The sequence below is a fragment of the Nonomuraea sp. NPDC050691 genome (assembly GCF_040654455.1).
Taxonomy (GTDB): domain Bacteria; phylum Actinomycetota; class Actinomycetes; order Streptosporangiales; family Streptosporangiaceae; genus Nonomuraea.
The window spans coordinates 1-17,523 of sequence record NZ_JBFAIA010000108.1; the positions used below are offsets into that span (position 1 = coordinate 1).

Sequence of the window (17,523 nt, forward strand, 5' to 3'; positions counted from 1 at the left end):
GTTCTCGAAGACCACCACGTCGTAGTCGTGCGCCGGGATCTCCGAGGCTCGCGTGTCCGAGGACGGGCACAGCGGGCACTCGTCCGCCGGCAGCACGGCCGCCCGGCCCACCCGGAACGGCTCGTCGGGGACGTGCGCGTACTCCTGCCGGATCCGGGCCGCGTAGGCGTCGTAGGTCTCCCGGCTCGGGGAGCCCAGCACGGCCAGGTCGGCGTCGGACAGCACCTCCCCGTTCGCGTCGCCCGGCGCGACCCGGTCGTGGGCGGCCGTCAGCCGTACCAGCCGGGCCACCTCGGCGACCCGCGCCGGCGGCACCCCGCACCGGGGGAGCCGGGCCTGGGCGAGCTGGGCGCTGCGTTCCTCGTCCCAGCCGGGCCGCCCGTCGTAGACGGCGTCGTGGAACCACGCGGCCAGGCGTACCGCGGCGGGGTCGGCCGCGGCCCCGGCCAGCCGGTCGGCGGCGGCCAGCACGGCGGCCAGGTGGTCGAGGGTGTGGTAGCGGCGGTGCGGCTCGCTCCAGCGCGCCACCAGCTCCGCCCCGGTCGCCAGCGCCGCGGGCGATCTCCCCGCCAGGGCCGCCCAGACCGCTTCCGGCGCGGGAGAGCCCTCCGCCCGCGCCGTGATGGCACCCCCGGCCAGGTCCGTCCCGCCGTTCTCCATGCGCCTCACCCTAGGCCCCCGCGCCCCGGGCGGTGGGAGCGGCGGGCCGCGTCAGCGGGCCAGCTCGGGAGAGGGGGCGCCGGGCACACGGGTGCGGCCCAGGTCGGCGCGGCGGCCCGCGGCGGCCCCGTCGTGGTAGCCGGTGCCGCTCATCCGCGGCACCGTCACCCGGATCCGCGGGTAGTGCGCCGCCACCGCGCGCTCCACCTCGGCCCGCCGGTCGGCCAGCACCAGGGCCGTGCCGCCGGACGGGGTGACGTGCTCCGCCTCGGCGCGTTCCTCGGCCTCGCGCAGCAGCCGGTACACCTCGTCGGCGAAGCCCAGCAGCCACGAGCGCCGGTAGGCGCGGGCGGCGGCCGCCTCGGCCGGCGGGCGGGTGCGCGCGAGACCGGAGGCCATCTGGAGCAGCAGCGACGTGGCGAGCAGCTCGGCACGTTCCAGGTCGGCGGCGAAGCCGAAGATGTGGACGCGGTGCCCGCCGTCACCGCGCCCGATGAGCAGCGGCCGGCAGCGCACCGCCTGCGCCACCAGCCCCACGAGGCGGGCCTTCTCCCGCGCCCACGGGGCCGGCAGCGTGACGATCCGGTCGCCGGGACCCTGGCGCTGCTCGCCGGGGTCGAGGGCGTCGATGCCGTACTTCGCCATGAGCGCCGAGGCCGCCGCCATGAACGTGGCGCGCTCGTGCTCGTTGTCGGTGCGTTCGGCCTTGGCCAGCAGTTTCCTGACCCGTTCGAGCGTGCGCTCCCTCACCCGGCCCCCCGCGCCTTCAGGACTTGGTCAGCACCCGCCCGTCGGCGCCGAGGGCCGGGAAGGCCCCTGTGTCGACGATGCCGTGCTGCTGGTACAGAGCCTCGATGAGGGCGTGCGCCTCCGGCTCCAGCTTCCACAGGGCACGATACTGGCGCGCGGTGACCAGCGAGATGCCGATCTCCTGCGCGATGTCGACCGTGCGCGGCACGATGCCCTTGGCGATCTGCCGGTCCCAGTAGTCGCGGGCGGCCCGCATGAGCGCGGCCCGCTGGGCGGTGTCGACGACCTGCGGGGTGGTGTCGAGCACGGTGATGTCCTCGTCCTCGTCCTCGACCAGCTCGGCCAGCGCGGCCGGCAGGGCGGGGCGGGCGGGGACGGGGTGGTGGTCGGCGTTCGGCTCCCACGGCACGCGCGGGTCGGCGTCGATGAGGGCGCTCGTGTTGTACAGGGCCGCGATCTGGGCGAGCAGCGCCTCCTGGCGGGCCGGGTCCACGGCCAGGCCGGTGTGCTCGACGGCCTGGTCCATGGCCTTGTCGAGCCGGGCCAGCGCGGCGCGCATCTTGCGCTCGGACGCGCCGGCCTCGCGCAGCGCCTTGGCCTTCTTGGCGGCCAGCGCGACGCGGGTGAGCCTGCGGTGGGCGTCGACCTCGCTCGCGGTGCGGTCGCTCACCTCGGCCAGGCCGACCCGGACCAGCAGCCGCTCGGGCGTGAGCCGCCAGTTGATGCGGCCGGTGCCGCGGATGCGGTGCCGTTCGATGGCCATGCCGCGTTCCCACAGCCAGGCGGCGACGAGCGGCGCGGCGAGCCGGAAGACCGCCTCGGGCAGGCTGCGCGCGTCCATGCTGGACAGCACGGCCGTCAGGCAGGTCAGCGCCCACACGGCGATGCCGTCGATGCCGGCGGAGAAGTTCTCGCGCATGTTGCGGCGGGCGCGCACGGCCGAGGTGATGATGGCGACCTCGATGAACGCGAACAGCAGCAGCCGCAGCGGGCCGTCGAGGCCGAGCACGTCACCGGAGAAGCGCCACATGCCCTGCGCCGACACGCCGGTCGCGATGGACGCGGCCACGATCGTCAGGATGTCCTCGATCGGGCGCGGCGAGACGTAGCGGGCGATCAGGAACGCTCCAGCCCGCCAGGCGAGCCGGAGCAGGAAGAACGCGACACCCAGGGCGAGCAGGCCCAGGAGCGCGATGACAGCGGTGGCGACCGGCTTTTCCGTGACGAAGGCGGCTATTTCCTCGAATGTGGGCATCAGTCACTGTCCGTGGGGGGCTACATACTCAGGCTGTCCAACGACGAGATCATCGCAGAATGTCGCCATCTTGTACGCCAAACAGCCGCTGCCGCCCCATTTTGCCCAGCTTTATCGTAGCTCGCCAGGGCCCCAGGAGCCTCGGCTCCCGGGACTCCCACGGTGCGCTCAGGAGCCCGCGAGCGTCGCGGAGACCAGCGCCCGAGCCTCCTCCTGGACCTCGGCCAGGTGCTCCGGCCCCTTGAACGACTCGCCGTAGATCTTGTAGACGTCCTCGGTGCCGGACGGCCGCGCCGCGAACCAGGCGCTCTCGGTGGCCACCTTCACCCCGCCGAGCGGCGCGTCGTTGCCCGGGGCCCGCGTCAGCACCGACGTGATCCGCTCCCCGGCCAGGCTGGTCGCCGTCACCTGGTCGGCCGACAGCCTGCCCAGCACCGCCTTCTCCTCGCGCGTCGCCGGCGCGTCCACCCGCGCGTAGGCGGGGTCGCCGAAGCGGGAGGTCAGCTCCCGGTAGCGGGCGCTCGGCGACGCGCCCGTGACCGCCGTGATCTCCGAGGCGAGCAGCGCCAGGATGATCCCGTCCTTGTCGGTCGTCCACACCGAGCCGTCGCGGCGCAGGAACGACGCGCCGGCGCTCTCCTCGCCGCCGAACCCGAGCGACCCGTCCAGCAGCCCGGGCACGAACCACTTGAACCCGACCGGCACCTCGTACAGGCGCCGTCCCAGCGACCCGGCCACCCGGTCGATGATCGAGCTGCTGACCATCGTCTTGCCCACCCCGGCGCCGGCCGGCCAGCCGTCGCGGTGGGCGTACAGGTAGTCGATCGCGACCGCGAGGTAGTGGTTGGGGTTGAGCAGCCCGCCGTCGGGCGTCACGACGCCGTGCCGGTCGGAGTCGGCGTCGTTGCCGGTCGCGACGTCGAAGCGGTCGCGGCCGGCGATCAGCGACGCCATCGCGTACGGCGACGAGCAGTCCATGCGGATCTTGCCGTCCCAGTCGAGCGTCATGAACCGCCACGTCGGGTCCACCAGCGGGTTGACCACGGTCAGGTCCAGCCGGTGCCGCTCGGCGATCTCACCCCAGTAGGCCACGCTGGCCCCGCCCAGCGGGTCTGCGCCGATCCGCACCCCGGCCGCGCGGATCGCGTCGAGGTCCACCACGGACGGCAGGTCGTCCACGTACGCGCCGAGGAAGTCGTGGCGGCCCGCCTCCCGCCGCGCCCTGGCGTACGGCACGCGCTTCACCCCGGCCAGGCCGGCGGCCAGCAGCTCGTTGGCGCGGTCCTGGATCCACGAGGTGGCGCCGGTGTCGGCCGGGCCGCCGTTGGGCGGGTTGTACTTGAAGCCGCCGTCGGCCGGCGGGTTGTGCGACGGGGTGACCACGATGCCGTCGGCCAGGCCGGTCGAGCGGCCCCGGTTGTGGGTGAGGATCGCGTGCGAGACGGCCGGCGTCGGCGTGTAGCCGTCGCGGGAGTCCACCAGCACGTCCACCCCGTTGGCCACCAGCACCTCCAGCGCCGACACCCGGGCCGGCTCCGACAGCGCGTGCGTGTCGGCGCCGAGGAACAGCGGGCCGTCGGTGCCCTGCGCCGCGCGGTACTCGCAGATCGCCTGGGTCGTGGCCACGATGTGGTCCTCGTTGAAGGCGATGCCGAGCGCGGAGCCGCGGTGCCCGGAGGTGCCGAACGCCACCCGCTGCGCCACCTCCTCCGGATCCGGATGGAACGCGTAATAGGCGGTGACCAGCCGGGCGACGTCGACGAGGTCGGCGGGCTGAGCGGGCTGTCCGGCGCGATCGTGGCTCATGTCCCCACCTTACAAACGCCCTCCACGGACGCCTCCGCGATCTCCCGTGTCGCGTGGCTGCCCGCCGTACCGCCGCGGTTAGACTCGCGCCCATAAACCAGAATGGAGCTCGGTCACCATGCGCATCGGACTGTTCCTGAACGAGCCCACAGGGCCGGACCCGCTCAAGGAGCTGGGCGACAGCATCGCCGCGGCGAGCGACGCCGGCTTCACCTCGGTGTGGCTGTCGCACATCTTCGGTCTCGACGCGCTCACCGCCCTGGCCGTCGCCGGGTCCCGCACGCCGGGCATCGAGCTCGGCACCGCCGTCGTGCCCACCTACCCCCGTCACCCGGCCGCCCTCGCCCAGCAGGCGATGACCGCCAACGCCGCGCTCGGCGGCCGCCTCGCGCTCGGCATCGGCCTGTCGCACCAGGTCGTCATCGAGAACATGTTCGGCTACAGCTTCGAGCGCCCCGCCCGCCACATGGCCGACTACCTCGACATCCTGCTGCCCGCAACCCGGGGCGAGCACGTCCACGTCGAGGGCGAGACGCTGAAGGCCGACATCCGGCTGAGCACCCCCGGAGCCGGCATGCCGGTCCTCATCGCCGCCCTCGCGCCGCGCATGCTCAAGCTCGCCGGCTCCCGCGCCGACGGCACCGTGCTCTGGATGACCGGTCCCCGGACCGTCACCCAGCACGTCGTCCCCGCCATCACCGCCGCCGCCGAGGAGGCCGGCCGCCCGCGGCCTCGCGTCGTCTGCGCCCTCCCGGTCTGCGTCACCGACGACGCCGAGGCCGCGCGGGCCCGCGCCGACGAGGTCTTCTCCATGTACGGCCAGCTCCCGTCGTACCGCGCCATGCTCGACAAGGAGGGCGTGTCCGGGCCCGGCGAGGTGGCCGTCGTGGGCGACGAGGACTCCGTGCGGGACCAGATCGAGGAGCTGCGCCGGGCCGGCGTGACGGACTTCGTGGCCTCGCCGTACTCCAAGCGCGAGCGCACCCTCGCGCTGCTCCGTCAGCTCCTCTGACGGCGCGTCGGGGGCACCGCCGCAAGGCACGCGCCTAGACTTCCACAAGGTGAAGCGCTTGCTGCATGGCATCGACGTGTCCAACTGGCAGGGCCGCGTCGACTGGGCCCACCACGCCGAGGAGGGCGTCGCCTTCGCCTTCGCCAAGGCCACCGAGGGCGGCGGCTTCAGCGACCGCTACTTCAGCCGCAACTGGCAGGGCATGCGGGAGAACTGGGTCGTCTGCGGCGCCTACCACTTCGCCCGGCCGAAGGGCGACGCGGCCGAGCACGCGCGCCACTTCCTCGGCGCCCTGCGCCGGGCCGGCGGGCTGCGACGCGGCGACCTGATCGCACTCGACCTGGAGACCAGCGACGGCCTGCGGCCCGAGCAGGTCGCCCGGCACGCCCGCCGCTGGTGCCGCTACGTCGAGCTGCACGCGGGCGTGCGCCCGTTCGTCTACACGTACCCGTCGTTCGCCCACTCCGGCCACTGCGCCGGCCTGGAGGGCTATCCGCTGTGGATCGCCAGCCCCAGTCAGGCGCGCGGCGATCCGCAGGTGCCCTCACCGTGGGCCGAGTGGACGATCCACCAGTACTCCAGCCGGCCCGTGGACCGCAACGTGTTCGACGGCAGCCGCCAAGCACTGACCAGGCTGGGGTATCACCCGCGATAGCATCGGTGTCCATCACCGCCGGACGCCATCCGGGCACCCGGCGCCTAGCCACAGGGAGCCACCGTGTCAGCCGAGCTACGCATCACCCTCGCCGGAGCCGAGCGTGTGGTGGCGGCCGGCACGACGGCCGGCGACGCGCTCGAGGCCGACGGCCGCACCGTCATCGCCGCCCGGGTCAACGGCGAGCAGCGCGACCTCGCCTGGCGGCTCGCCGACGGCGACGCGGTCGAGCCGATCGAGATCTCCAGCGCCGAGGGCCGGGCCATCGTGCGCCACTCCACCGCCCACGTGATGGCCCAGGCGGTCCAGGAGCTGTTCCCCGAGGCCAAGCTGGGCATCGGGCCGCCCGTCGACAACGGCTTCTACTACGACTTCGACGTCGAGCACGCCTTCCAGCCCGACGACCTCAAGCGCGTCGAGAAGCGCATGCGCGAGATCGTCAAGGAGGGCCAGTTGTTCTCCCGCCGCCCCGTCAGCGACGACGAGGCCCGCGAGGAGCTCGCCGGCGAGCCGTACAAGCTGGAGCTCATCGGGCTCAAGGGCGGCGCGGCCGACGAGGAGTCCGTCGAGGTCGGCGCGGGCCAGCTCACCATCTACGACAACCTCGACGCCAAGAGCGGCGAGCTGCGCTGGAAGGACCTGTGCCGCGGCCCGCACGTGCCGTCCACCCGGTCCATCCCGGCGTTCAAGCTCATGCGCTCCGGCGGCGCCTATTGGCGGGGCAGCGAGAAGAACCCGCAGCTCCAGCGCATCTACGGCACCGCGTGGGAGTCCCGCGACAAGCAGGACGAATACCTCAAGCTGCTCGAAGAGGCCGAGAAGCGCGACCACCGCAAGCTCGGCGCGGAGCTCGACCTGTTCAGCTTCCCGCCGGAGCTGGGCAGCGGTCTGCCGCTCTTCCATCCCAAGGGCGGGATCATCCGCAAGGAGATGGAGGACTACATGCGCCGCCGGCAGGCCGACGCCGGCTACGAGTTCGTCAACACCCCGCACATCACCAAGTCGTCGCTGTTCGAGACCTCCGGCCACCTGCCGTGGTACGCCGACGACATGTTCCCGGCCTTCGAGCTGGAGGGCATCGAGTACCGGGTCAAGCCGATGAACTGCCCCATGCACAACCTGATCTTCAGGGCGCGCGGGCGGTCCTACCGCGAGCTGCCGCTGCGGCTGTGCGAGTTCGGCTCGGTCTACCGGTACGAGAAGTCGGGCGTGGTCCACGGCCTGACCCGGGTGCGCGGCATGACGCAGGACGACGCGCACATCTACACCACCCGCGAGCAGATGGCCGACGAGATCAAGTCGCTGCTGAGGTTCGTGCTCAGCGTGCTGCGCGACTTCGGCCTGGAGGACTTCTACCTCGAGCTGTCCACCCGCGACGACTCCGACAAGTTCATCGGTGACCCGGCCGAGTGGGAGGAGGCCACCCAGGCGCTCCACCAGGTCGCCACCGAGTCGGGGCTGGAGCTGGTCGACGACCCGGGCGGCGCGGCCTTCTACGGCCCGAAGATCTCCGTGCAGGCCAAGGACGCGATCGGCCGCACCTGGCAGCTGTCGACCATCCAGCTCGACCTCAACCAGCCCAAGCGCTTCGGGCTGGAATACCAGGCGGCCGACGGCAGCCGGCAGACGCCGGTCATGATCCACCGCGCGCTGTTCGGCTCCGTGGAGCGCTTCCTGGGCGTGCTGACCGAGCACTACGCGGGCGCCTTCCCGCCCTGGCTGTCCCCGGTCCAGGTGATCGGCATCCCGATCGCCGACGCCCACGCGCCCTACCTGCAGGACATCGCCAAGCGGCTGCGTGAGCGGGGCATCCGGGTCGAGGTCGACACGGCCGACGACCGCATGCAGAAGAAGATCCGCAACGCGCAGAAGGCCAAGGTGCCGTTCATGCTGCTGGCCGGTGACGACGACATCGCCAACGGCGCGGTGTCGTTCCGCTACCGCAGCGGCGAGCAGAAGAACGGAGTGCCGGTGGACGACGCGATCGACGAGATCGTCTCGGCGGTGGAGCGCCGGATCCAGGTCTGACGCCCACGCCCGCAGGGCCCCCTCCCACACCCGGGAGGGGGCCCTATGCTGCTAGATATGCACGATCAGCCAGGAGCAGGCGACCCCGACAACTTCGAGCGGCTGTGGACCCCGCATCGCATGGCCTACATCAAGGGCGAGGGCAAGCCGACCGGCACGGGCCCCGGCGACGGGTGCCCCTTCGACGCCATCCCGCGGATGAGCGACGAGGACGGCCTGGTGGTGGCCCGCGGCGAGGTCGTCTACGCGGTGCTCAACCTCTACCCGTACAACTCGGGTCACCTCATGGTCGTGCCGTACCGCCACGTGTCCGACTACGACGAGCTGGACCGGGCCGAGGTGCTGGAGCTGGGGGAGTTCACCCAGCGGGCGCTGCGGGCCCTGCGCAAGGCGTCGGGCGCCCAGGGCTTCAACGTCGGGCTCAACCTCGGCGACGTCGCCGGGGCGGGCATCGCCGCGCACCTGCACCAGCACGTGGTGCCGCGCTGGGGCGGCGACACCAACTTCATGCCGGTGGTGGCCCGTACCAAGGTGCTGCCGCAGCTCCTGCGCGACACCCGCGACCTCCTGGCGAGCGCCTGGGACTGACCCCCGCCCGGTTTCACGGGCGCCGGGGACCCACCGGCCGCTCTCCGGGGGCGGCTCCGCGGTGTCAGCGCACGGTCACCTTGGCGGCGTCGCTCTCGTGCTGGAGCCGGTCCAGGGCCGTCACGAGGTACGTGCCGGGCTTGGGCGCGGTGAACGACGGCGCGGTGACCAGCGCCACCAGGTCGCCGGCGTCCTTCGTGTGGCAGTCGGCACCCGAGGCGGGCAGCCGGTAGACCGCGTAGGCGCGCGCCCCCTCCGACGGCGTCCACGTCAGCGCGGCGCCCTCTCCCTTGCCCGTGCCGGCCTTGAGGCCCGCCGGCGTGGCCGGGGCGTCGCCGCCGCGCTCCTTGATCAGCGGCAGCAGCGCGGGCCGGGCGTAGTGGCCGGCCACCACGCGGTCCATGGCGCCCAGCGGGTTGTCCAGGACGTTCTTGGCGCTGAAGTAGACGTCGCCCTCGACCTGCTTGTGCCGGTCGTTGAGCGTGAGCTGCGCCGCCAGCTGGCCCGGCTTGGACCACGCCTTGTCGGTGCGCGTGCCCACCTGGTAGACGGCCTGGCCGATGTAGAGGTCGACGCCGGTGCCCTTGACCTGGCGCGCCCACCACGGCATGAGCACCTTGTAGTCGGCCGCCTTGAAGCCGATCGGCCAGTAGAGCTGCGGGAGCACGTAGTCGACCGTGCCCGCCTTGATCCAGGCGCGGGCGTCGGCGTAGATGCTGTCGTAGGCGGACATGCCCGACGTGGCGGACCCGGCCGGGTCCTGCGCCTTGTTACGCCAGATGCCGAACGGGCTGATGCCGAACTTCACGTACCCCTTGGTCGCGTGGACCGCCGCGTCGACCTCGGCGACCAGCGTGTTGACGTTCTGCCGGCGCCAGTCGGCCAGGCTCTGACCCTTGCCGTACTTCGCGAAGGCGGCCCGGTCGTCGAAGGCCCCGCCCTGCCCGGGGTACGGGTAGAAGTAGTCGTCGAAGTGGACCCCGTCGACGTCGTAACGCTTGACCACGTCGGTGACGACCTTGACGACGTGCTCGCGCACCTGGGGCAGGCCCGGGTTGAAGTAGAGGCGGCCGTCGTAGGCGACGGTCCAGCCGGGGTGGCGCCGCGCCGGGTGACCGGCGGGCAGCTTGGCCACGCCGCCGTCGTAGGAGGCGCGGTACGGGTTGAACCAGGCGTGGAACTCCAGCCCCCGCTTGTGGGCCTCGGCGATGAGGAACGGCAGCGGGTCCCAGCCCGGGTCCTTGCCCGGGGTGCCGGTGAGGTACTGCGACCACGGCTCCAGCGACGAGCGGTAGAGCGCGTCGGAGGCCGGCCGCACCTGGACGAAGACCGCGTTGAGCCGGCGCTTGACCGCCCCGTCGAGGATGCGCGTGTACTCGGCGCGCTGCCGCTCGGGCGTCAGCCCCGTCCTGGAGGGCCAGTCGATGTTCTTGACCGTCGCGATCCAGACCCCGCGCAACTCCCTCTTCGGGTAGCGGGCGTCGGCCTTGCACGACGTCGCGGAAGCGGCGGCCGTCTTCTTCTTGGCTGATCCCGCCGCGGGCGGCTCACCGGGACCGGGGCCGAACACGAAGGCGGCACCCGTGGTGAGGACGGCCAGAGCGGCGGCGGCGAGCAGAGGGCGTCCGGTACGCATAATGCCCCCAGTTTCGCACCCCCTCCCCGATGCTCCGGCCGGAAAAAAGAAATCGATTCGTGATGCCGGAGTGAAGGAAGCGCATGGAAGGGAGGCGCGCCGGTGGCGACGCGCCCCGCTCTCCGGAACCGCCTCGCCGGTCAGCCCGTGGCCGTGACGTTCGCCTCAGCCCGTGGCCGTGACCTTGCCCGCCAGGTGCGACGGCAGCGGCTCGTACCTCAGGAACGTCCGCGTGAACGTCCCCGTCCCGTGCGACATGGAGCGCAGGTCGATCGCGTACCGGGTGATCTCCAGCTGCGGCACCTCGGCCTTGACCAGCGTGCGGCCCGTGCCGACCGGCTCGGTCCCGAGCACCCGCCCGCGCCGCGACGACAGGTCGGACATCACCGAGCCCACGTAGTCGTCGGCCACCAGCACCGACAGCTCGTCCACCGGCTCCAGCAGGAGCGTCGGCACCTTGGCGGCGGCCTCCTTGAGCGCGAGCTGGCCCGCGATCTGGAAGGCCATGTCGGAGGAGTCCACCGAATGGGCCTTGCCGTCGTACAGCGTCACCCGCACGTCCACCATCGGGTAGCCGGCCACGACGCCGCGCTCCATCTGGGCCCGCACGCCCTTCTCCACCGACGGGATGAACTGCCGCGGCACCACCCCGCCGACGATCTTGTCCACGAACTCGAAGCCGCCTCCGGAGGGCAGCGGCTCGATCTCGATGTGGCAGATGGCGTACTGGCCGTGCCCGCCCGTCTGCTTGACGTTGCGGCCCATGGCCTGGCACCTGCCGCCGAACGTCTCGCGCAGCGGCACCCGCAGCTCGATCCGCTCCACCTCGACGCCGTGGCGCTTGGACAGCCGGTCGAGCAACACGTCCGTGTGGGCCTCACCCATGCACCACAGCACGAGCTGCTTGGTCTCGGGGTTGTTCTCCAGCCGCAGCGTCGGGTCCTCGGCGACGAGCCGGGCCAGCGCCTGCGACAGCTTGTCCTCGTCGGCCTTGGACTTGGCCTGGATGGCCACGGGCAGCAGCGGGTCGGGCATCTGCCACGCGGTCATGATCAGCGGCCGCTCCACCTCAGACAGCGTGTCGCCGGTCTCGGCCCGCGACAGCTTGGCGACGGCGACGATGTCGCCCGCGACGCCCTTGGCGATCGGCCGCTGCTGCTTGCCGAGCGGGCACGTCAGGGTGCCGATGCGCTCGTCGACGTCGTGGTCCTCGTGGCCGCGGTCGGCCAGGCCGTGCCCGGAGACGTGCACGGTCATGTCGGGGCGCAGCGTGCCGGAGAAGATCCGCACGAGGCTGATGCGGCCCACGTACGGGTCGCTCGTGGTCTTGACCACCTCGGCGACCAGCGGTCCGTCCGGGTCGCAGGAGATGTCCCGGACCGGCTTGCCGTCAAGGGTGGTGATCTCGGGCAGCGGGTGCTCCAGCGGCGAGGGGAACCCCTGCGTGATCAGCTCCAGCACCTCCATGGCGCCGACGCCGATGCCCGAGCAGAGCACCGGGTAGAAGCTGCCGCGCGCGACCGCCTTCTCCAAATCCTCGATCAGCACCTTCGTGTCGATCGGGTCGCCCTGGAGGTAGCGGTCCATGAGCGACTCGTCCTCGCTCTCCTGGATGATCCCCTCGATGAGGACGCCGCGGTACTCCTCGATCCGGCCCTCGTACTCGGCTCCGGGGTCCTTCTCCGTACGCGTGCCGGTGGCGTAGTTGTAGAACTTCTGCGACAACAGCCCGATCAGGCCGTTGACGTGCCCATTGGTGATCACCGGCAGGTAGAGGGGGGCGACGCCGTCACCGAAGACGTCCTGGCAGGCGGCGAGCACCTCGTCGAAGTCCGCCCGCTGATGGTCGATCTTGGTGATCACGACGGCGCGGGGCATGCCGACCCGGGCGCACTCCTCCCACAGCATCTGGGTGAGCCCGTCGATGCCCTCCGCCGCCGACACGACGAACAGGGCGGCGTCCGCTGCGCGCAGGCCGGCGCGCAGGTCGCCCACGAAGTCGGCGTAACCGGGGGTGTCCAGGAGGTTGATCTTCACGCCGTTGTGCATGAGAGGCGCGGGGGCCAGGTTCACCGACCGCTGCTGGCGCACCTCCACCTCGTCGAAGTCGCTGACCGTGTTGCCGTCCTCCACCCGGCCCGCCCGCTGGATGGTGCCGGTGGCGGCCAGCAGCTGTTCGACGAGGGTCGTCTTGCCCGCTCCCGAATGGCCGACCAGCACGACGTTGCGTATCGCGTCCGCACTGTCGGCCGATGGTGCCCTGCCCGCGGCTCCCATGGCCGTGCCCGGGTTCTTCTCCGCCACATCGCCTCCGGTCTCGTGGGACGAGACGGCCCGCTCCGGCGGCCTGACCCGCGGCCAGGCACCCGGCCGGACCTCCTCTCCCGTGTCGTCGGTTGAGTTCCAACGCCGCGCCCGCGCGGAGGGTGAAGCAGGACCGCATGGACAGACGCGGTGTGTTCACCAAATACCCGTGTGGCGGATATCACAAGGGGGGTGAGGCAAAGAAAGTGGCCGGGCCCGGGATGGCCTACGATCGGACCGCGATGCTGAAACTCCTGCGTCCGGCCGTCACCCGGATACTCACCCCGCTCGGCAGGGCCCTGGTCCGCCACGGGATCGGACCCAACACCGTCACGGCGATCGGCACCCTCGGCACCGTCGTCGCCTCCCTGCTGTTCTTCCCCGCGGGGCTGCTCGCCGCCGGCGCCCTGGTGATCACCGTGTTCGTGCTGTTCGACCTGCTCGACGGCGTGGTCGCGCGGCTCGGCGGCGGGGGCGGCAGCACATGGGGGGCCTTCCTCGACAGCACGCTCGACCGGGTCGCCGACGCCGCGATCTTCTGCGGGCTGATCCTGTACTTCTTCTCCCAGGACGACGTGCTCATGGCGTCGGTCACGCTGTTCTGCCTGGTGGCGGGCGCCCTGGTGTCCTACGCCAAGGCCCGGGCAGAGGGGCTGGGGCTGACGTGCGACGTGGGGCTGGCCGAGCGGCCCGAGCGGCTCGTGGTGGCGCTGGTGGCGAGCTTCCTCGCCGGGCTCGGCGTGCCGTACGTGCTGGCGGCCGGCATGTGGTTGCTCGCGGCGGCCAGCGCTGTCACCGTGGTGCAGCGCGTGGTCCACGTCCACCGGCAGACGAGGGAGCGATGAGCGAGAAGCCGTCCGTCACCGACCGGGTCGTCTCCGCGGGGTTCGCGGCGGGCTGGCGGCTCGTGCCGCTCCTGCCGCGCCGGCTGACCGCGGGAGCCTTCCGGTTCGGCGCCGACCGGGTGTGGGCGCGGCGCGGCAAGTCCGTGCTCCGCCTGGAGTCCAACCTGGCGCGGGTGACCGGGCTCGCCCCGGGCAGCCCGGAGCTGCGGGAGCTGACCAGGGCCGGCATGCGGTCCTACTTCCGCTACTTCGAGGAGATCTTCCGGCTGCCGTCCATGCCGGTCGAGGAGGTCGTGCGGCGCACCCACGTCACCGGGGGCGAGCACATCTTCGACACCGTCGCCGCCGGGCGCGGCGTCGTGCTGGCGCTGCCGCACATGGGCAACTGGGACCAGGCGGGCGCCTGGCTGGTCGGCGTCGGCCACCCGTTCGCCACGGTCGCCGAGCGGCTGCGGCCCGAGTCGCTGTTCCGCCGCTACGTCGCCTTCCGCGAGAGCCTCGGCATGGAGGTGCTGCCGCTCACGGGCGGCGACGGCCACAACTTCGCCACCCTCGCCATCCGCGTACGGCGGGGCGGCGTCGTCTGCCTGCCGGCCGAGCGCGACCTGACCAGGAGCGGCGTGGAGGTCGACTTCTTCGGCGCCCGCACCAAGGTGCCCGCCGGGCCGCCGCTGCTGGCCGTCCAGACCGGCGCGGCCCTGCTGCCGGCCACCGTCTACTTCCACGGCGACGACTGGGGCATCGACATCCACGAGGAGATCCCGGTACCCGCCGAGGGCACCCGCCAGGAGAAGGTGGCGGCGATGGCGCAGAGCCTCGCCCACGTCTTCGAGAAGGGCATCACCGCCCACCCGGAGGACTGGCACATGTTGCAGCGGCTGTGGCTGGAGGACCTCCCGCGATGAGAGTCGGCATCGTGTGTCCCTACTCCTGGGACATGCCGGGCGGGGTCAAGCAGCACATCGACGACCTGGCGCAGGCGCTCATCGCCCAGGACCACGACGTGTCGGTCATCGCGCCGGCCGCCGACGACGACGAGCTGCCGCCGTACGTGGTGGGCGCGGGGCGGGCGGTGCCCGTGCCGTACAACGGGTCGGTGGCGCGCATGTCGTTCGGGTTCCTGTCGGCGGCGCGGGTGCGCCGCTGGGTGCGCACGGGCGAGTTCGACGTGCTGCACATCCACGAGCCGCTGATCCCGAGCCTAGGCGTGCTGGCCTGCTGGGCGGCCAAGGGCCCGATCGTGGCGACCTTCCACGCCTCGTTCACCCGCTCGCGGGCCATAGCCGTGGCCGAGCCGCTGCTGCGCAGCGCGCTGGAGAAGCTGAGCGGGCGCATCGCCGTGTCCGACGCGGCGCGCAAGAGCCTGGTCGAGCAGTTCGGCGGCGACACCGTGCTCATCCCCAACGGGGTGACGGTGGCGCGCTACACCTCGGCCGAGCCGCTGGACGGCTGGGGCCCCGACGGGGCCACGATCGGCTTCCTCGGCCGCATGGACGAGGAGCGCAAGGGCCTGCCGATCCTGCTCGACGCCTTCGCCGAGCTGGCCCCCGCCCGGCGCGACCTCAAGCTGCTGCTCGCCGGGCCGGGCGACGCCAAGGACGTCTACGAGCGGGTGCCGCGCGACCTGCACGACCGGGTGACCGTGCTCGGCATGGTCAGCGAGGCCGACAAGATCCGCGCCTACCACTCGGTCGACGTCTTCTGCGCGCCCAACACGCGCGGCGAGAGCTTCGGCATCGTGCTGGCCGAGGCGATGGCGTCCGGGGCGACGGTGCTGGCCAGCGACATCCCGGCGTTCCGCAAGGTGCTGGGGGAGGGGCAGGCCGGGGCGCTGTTCACCAACGGCGACTCCTCGTCGCTGGCGCGCGAGGCGGCGGCGCTGCTCGACGCGCCCGAACGGCGGGCCAAACTGGCCGCGGAGGCGCTGGTCGCGGTGCAGAAGTACGACTGGTCGACGGTGGCGCGCGACGTGGTCCGCGTGTACGAGACGGTGACCACCGCCGGCGCGGGCCGCGTCGAGGAAGACCTGTGACGCCGGGGACCCGGCGCGCACTGGAAGAGCTGTGACGCGGGGGATGCCCGGTCGCGCACTGGAAGGGCTGTGACGCCGGGGATGCCCGGTCGCGCCGTGGAAGACCTGTGATGCCGGGAGTGCCTGGTCGCGTGGAGGAAGACCTGTGACGTCCACCCTGGTCGTACTGATCGTGGGCATCGTGGTGGTGCTCACCGCCGTCTACGTCTCCTGGCGGGCGGGCCGCCTGGACCGGCTGCACATCCGGCTGGAGCTGGCCCGCGAGGCGCTGGACGCCGCCCTCATGCGCCGCCGGGCGGTCGTGCTGGAGCTCGCGGGCTCGCGGCTGCTCGACCCGGCCACCTCGCTGGTGCTGGCCGCCGCGGCCCACGAGGCCCGCATCGCCGGGCCGGAGGAGCGCGAGCACGCCGAGAGCGACCTGTCGGGAGCGCTGCGCGCCGCCGTGGACCAGGAGCGCTTCCGGGAGAAGCTCGCGGAGGCGCCGGGCGGCCCCGACCTGCTGGAGGAGCTCGACGCGGCCGTGGCCAAGGTCGTCTACTCGCGCCGCTTCTACAACAACGCCGTGGGCGTCACCCGTACGGCACAGCGGCGCTGGCTGGCCCGGACCCTGCGCCTGGCCGGGCACACCGAGTTCCCGTCGTTCTTCGAGATCGACGACGATCCTCCGGCGGCCATGGCAACTGAATGACCCCGATTTGGCCCGGCCGGTAAGCTTCTTCCATTTTCCGGGCCGAAGCGGAGGAGTCGTACAGGTGCGCCTATCCCGGTTGATCGCCGTCACGCTGGCAGGAGCGGCCGTGGTGCCGCCGCTGGCGGCGTGCTCGTCGGACGAGCCCGCTCCCGGCAAGGTCCCCCAGGCCGCCACCTCCTCGCCGGCCGCCGCCGAGCCGACGGACGAGCCGGACCTGCACCCGTTCACCGGCAAGCCGGCCACGGCGCTCAAGCCGGTGCTCGCCGTGAAGATCGAGAACACCGCGGCCGGCAAGCCGCAGCTCGGCCTCAAGAGCGCCGACATCGTCTACGTCGAGCAGGTCGAGGCCGGCCTGACCCGGCTCATGGCGATCTTCTCGTCGAAGCTCCCGCCGAAGGTCGGCCCGGTCCGCAGCGCCCGCATCTCCGACCTGCACATCGTGCCGCAGTTCGGCAAGCCGGCCTTCGCCTACTCCGGCGCGCAGACCAAGATGCTGCCGTTCATCGCGCAGGCGTCGCTGTGGGACGTCTCCGACAGCCGCGCCCCCGGGGCGTACTTCCGCCAGCCGGGCCGCGTCGCCCCCTACAACCTGTTCGCCAACACCAAGGAGCTCCTCGCCAAGGCGCCCAAGGCGAGCAAGGCCAAGGACATCGGCCTCACCTTCGGCGACGCCCCGGCCGAGGGCGGCGTGGACAAGAAGTCGTACACGGTCCGCTGGCCCGGCGCGCGCTTCACCTTCGCCTGGTCGGAGGAGAAGAAGCAGTGGCTGATCTGGCAGGACGGCAAGAAGGACATGGCGGCCGAGGGCGGCCAGCTCAGCGCGCCCACAGTGGTGGTGCAGTACACCAAGACCGAACGCTCGCAGTTCCACGACAAGAACCAGAGCTACACGCCGCTCGTCCACTCCGTGGGCAAGGGGTCGGCGATCGTGCTGCGCGACGGCAAGGCGTACAAGGCGCGCTGGGAGCGCAAGTCGGAGGAGGAGGGCACGACGTTCACCACCGGGAGCGGCGAGCCGATGAACTTCGCCCCGGGTCAGGTGTGGATCGCGCTGGCGAGCCGCAAGCCCGTCACGCCGTGACATACACATAACGCCGTGACGTACAAATACCGGCATAAATCCTGACATGGTGGTGTGTCGGGGCGAGGCCCGTTCAGGACCTACCATGGGTTTGATAACTGACCGTACGTAGGCGCAGGAGAGACAGCCGGCCCCGACCCCCGGTGACGGGACGACGGGCGCGGCCGGCTCGACCGCAGA

Annotated in this window: 15 protein-coding genes; 9 read left to right on the plus strand and 6 right to left on the minus strand. The window is 72.2% G+C overall.

From position 1 onward, the window contains the following. The 4 genes from AB0H81_RS29785 to pgm all read right to left on the minus strand — a co-directional run. On the minus strand, positions 1-660 hold a 660-nt coding region (locus AB0H81_RS29785; RefSeq protein ID WP_358381184.1), incomplete at its 3' end, for a hypothetical protein. Between the two features lie 51 nt (positions 661-711). After that, positions 712-1,410, minus strand: coding sequence for a DUF2786 domain-containing protein (locus AB0H81_RS29790; protein WP_358381186.1), 699 nt, complete (start codon positions 1,408-1,410; stop codon positions 712-714). Positions 1,411-1,426: 16 nt separating this feature from the next. Then, positions 1,427-2,665, minus strand: coding sequence for a hypothetical protein (locus tag AB0H81_RS29795; RefSeq protein ID WP_358381188.1), 1,239 nt, complete (start codon positions 2,663-2,665; stop codon positions 1,427-1,429). Between the two features lie 168 nt (positions 2,666-2,833). Further along, entirely contained in the window at positions 2,834-4,471 is a 1,638-nt protein-coding gene (pgm, locus tag AB0H81_RS29800) for a phosphoglucomutase (alpha-D-glucose-1,6-bisphosphate-dependent) (RefSeq protein WP_358381190.1), read from the minus strand. A gap of 118 nt (positions 4,472-4,589) precedes the next feature. On the opposite strand from pgm, the gene AB0H81_RS29805 reads away from it, so the two are divergent. The 4 genes from AB0H81_RS29805 to AB0H81_RS29820 all read left to right on the plus strand — a co-directional run bounded on the left by AB0H81_RS29805 (position 4,590) and on the right by AB0H81_RS29820 (position 8,754). After that, a complete protein-coding gene (locus tag AB0H81_RS29805; RefSeq protein WP_358381192.1) occupies positions 4,590-5,483 on the plus strand; it encodes an LLM class F420-dependent oxidoreductase in 894 nt (297 codons plus the stop codon). 49 nt (positions 5,484-5,532) lie between these two features. Then, positions 5,533-6,138, plus strand: a complete 606-nt coding sequence (locus tag AB0H81_RS29810; RefSeq protein ID WP_358381194.1) for a GH25 family lysozyme — start codon at positions 5,533-5,535, stop codon at positions 6,136-6,138. 63 nt (positions 6,139-6,201) lie between these two features. After that, positions 6,202-8,166, plus strand: a complete 1,965-nt coding sequence (gene thrS / locus AB0H81_RS29815; protein WP_358381196.1) for a threonine--tRNA ligase — start codon at positions 6,202-6,204, stop codon at positions 8,164-8,166. 57 nt (positions 8,167-8,223) lie between these two features. Next, a complete protein-coding gene (locus AB0H81_RS29820; RefSeq protein ID WP_358381198.1) occupies positions 8,224-8,754 on the plus strand; it encodes an HIT domain-containing protein in 531 nt (176 codons plus the stop codon). Positions 8,755-8,818: 64 nt separating this feature from the next. Here the strand turns inward: AB0H81_RS29820 and AB0H81_RS29825 are convergent, their stop codons facing one another. After that, positions 8,819-10,390, minus strand: coding sequence for a family 10 glycosylhydrolase (locus tag AB0H81_RS29825; RefSeq protein ID WP_358381200.1), 1,572 nt, complete (start codon positions 10,388-10,390; stop codon positions 8,819-8,821). A 165-nt stretch (positions 10,391-10,555) separates the two neighbouring features. Further along, positions 10,556-12,694 carry an elongation factor G-like protein EF-G2 gene (locus AB0H81_RS29830; protein ID WP_358381202.1) on the minus strand — a complete coding sequence of 713 codons (2,139 nt, stop codon included), beginning with the start codon at positions 12,692-12,694 and terminating at the stop codon, positions 10,556-10,558. 242 nt (positions 12,695-12,936) lie between these two features. Here AB0H81_RS29830 and pgsA point away from each other — a divergent pair, with 242 nt between their 5' ends. The 5 genes from pgsA to AB0H81_RS29855 all read left to right on the plus strand — a co-directional run bounded on the left by pgsA (position 12,937) and on the right by AB0H81_RS29855 (position 17,343). Further along, positions 12,937-13,539 (plus strand): phosphatidylinositol phosphate synthase, encoded by a 603-nt coding sequence (gene pgsA, locus AB0H81_RS29835; protein WP_358381204.1) that lies wholly within the window; start codon positions 12,937-12,939, stop codon positions 13,537-13,539. Continuing rightward, complete coding sequence (locus AB0H81_RS29840) at positions 13,536-14,444, plus strand: phosphatidylinositol mannoside acyltransferase (RefSeq protein ID WP_358381206.1); 909 nt, start codon at positions 13,536-13,538, stop codon at positions 14,442-14,444. Before pgsA ends, AB0H81_RS29840 begins: the two co-directional genes overlap by 4 nt. After that, positions 14,441-15,571: a glycosyltransferase family 4 protein gene (locus AB0H81_RS29845; RefSeq protein ID WP_358381208.1), complete on the plus strand. Its 1,131-nt coding sequence runs from the start codon at positions 14,441-14,443 to the stop codon at positions 15,569-15,571. Before AB0H81_RS29840 ends, AB0H81_RS29845 begins: the two co-directional genes overlap by 4 nt. Positions 15,572-15,716: 145 nt before the next feature. After that, positions 15,717-16,259, plus strand: a complete 543-nt coding sequence (locus AB0H81_RS29850) for a hypothetical protein (RefSeq protein WP_358381210.1) — start codon at positions 15,717-15,719, stop codon at positions 16,257-16,259. 64 nt (positions 16,260-16,323) lie between these two features. Further along, on the plus strand, positions 16,324-17,343 hold the full coding sequence (locus AB0H81_RS29855; RefSeq protein WP_358381212.1) for a DUF3048 domain-containing protein: 1,020 nt from the start codon (positions 16,324-16,326) through the stop codon (positions 17,341-17,343). Positions 17,344-17,523 lie beyond the last annotated feature (180 nt).

Excerpts from the sequence above, each read along its gene's own strand:
- AB0H81_RS29795 (WP_358381188.1), bottom strand. The coding sequence starts at position 2,665 with ATGCCCACATTCGAGGAAATAGCCGCCTTCGTCACGGAAAAGCCGGTC.
- pgm (WP_358381190.1), bottom strand. The coding sequence starts at position 4,471 with ATGAGCCACGATCGCGCCGGACAGCCCGCTCAGCCCGCCGACCTCGTC.
- AB0H81_RS29805 (WP_358381192.1), top strand. The coding sequence starts at position 4,590 with ATGCGCATCGGACTGTTCCTGAACGAGCCCACAGGGCCGGACCCGCTC.
- AB0H81_RS29820 (WP_358381198.1), top strand. The coding sequence starts at position 8,224 with ATGCACGATCAGCCAGGAGCAGGCGACCCCGACAACTTCGAGCGGCTG.
- AB0H81_RS29825 (WP_358381200.1), bottom strand. The coding sequence starts at position 10,390 with ATGCGTACCGGACGCCCTCTGCTCGCCGCCGCCGCTCTGGCCGTCCTC.
- pgsA (WP_358381204.1), top strand. The coding sequence starts at position 12,937 with ATGCTGAAACTCCTGCGTCCGGCCGTCACCCGGATACTCACCCCGCTC.
- AB0H81_RS29840 (WP_358381206.1), top strand. The coding sequence starts at position 13,536 with ATGAGCGAGAAGCCGTCCGTCACCGACCGGGTCGTCTCCGCGGGGTTC.
- AB0H81_RS29845 (WP_358381208.1), top strand. The coding sequence starts at position 14,441 with ATGAGAGTCGGCATCGTGTGTCCCTACTCCTGGGACATGCCGGGCGGG.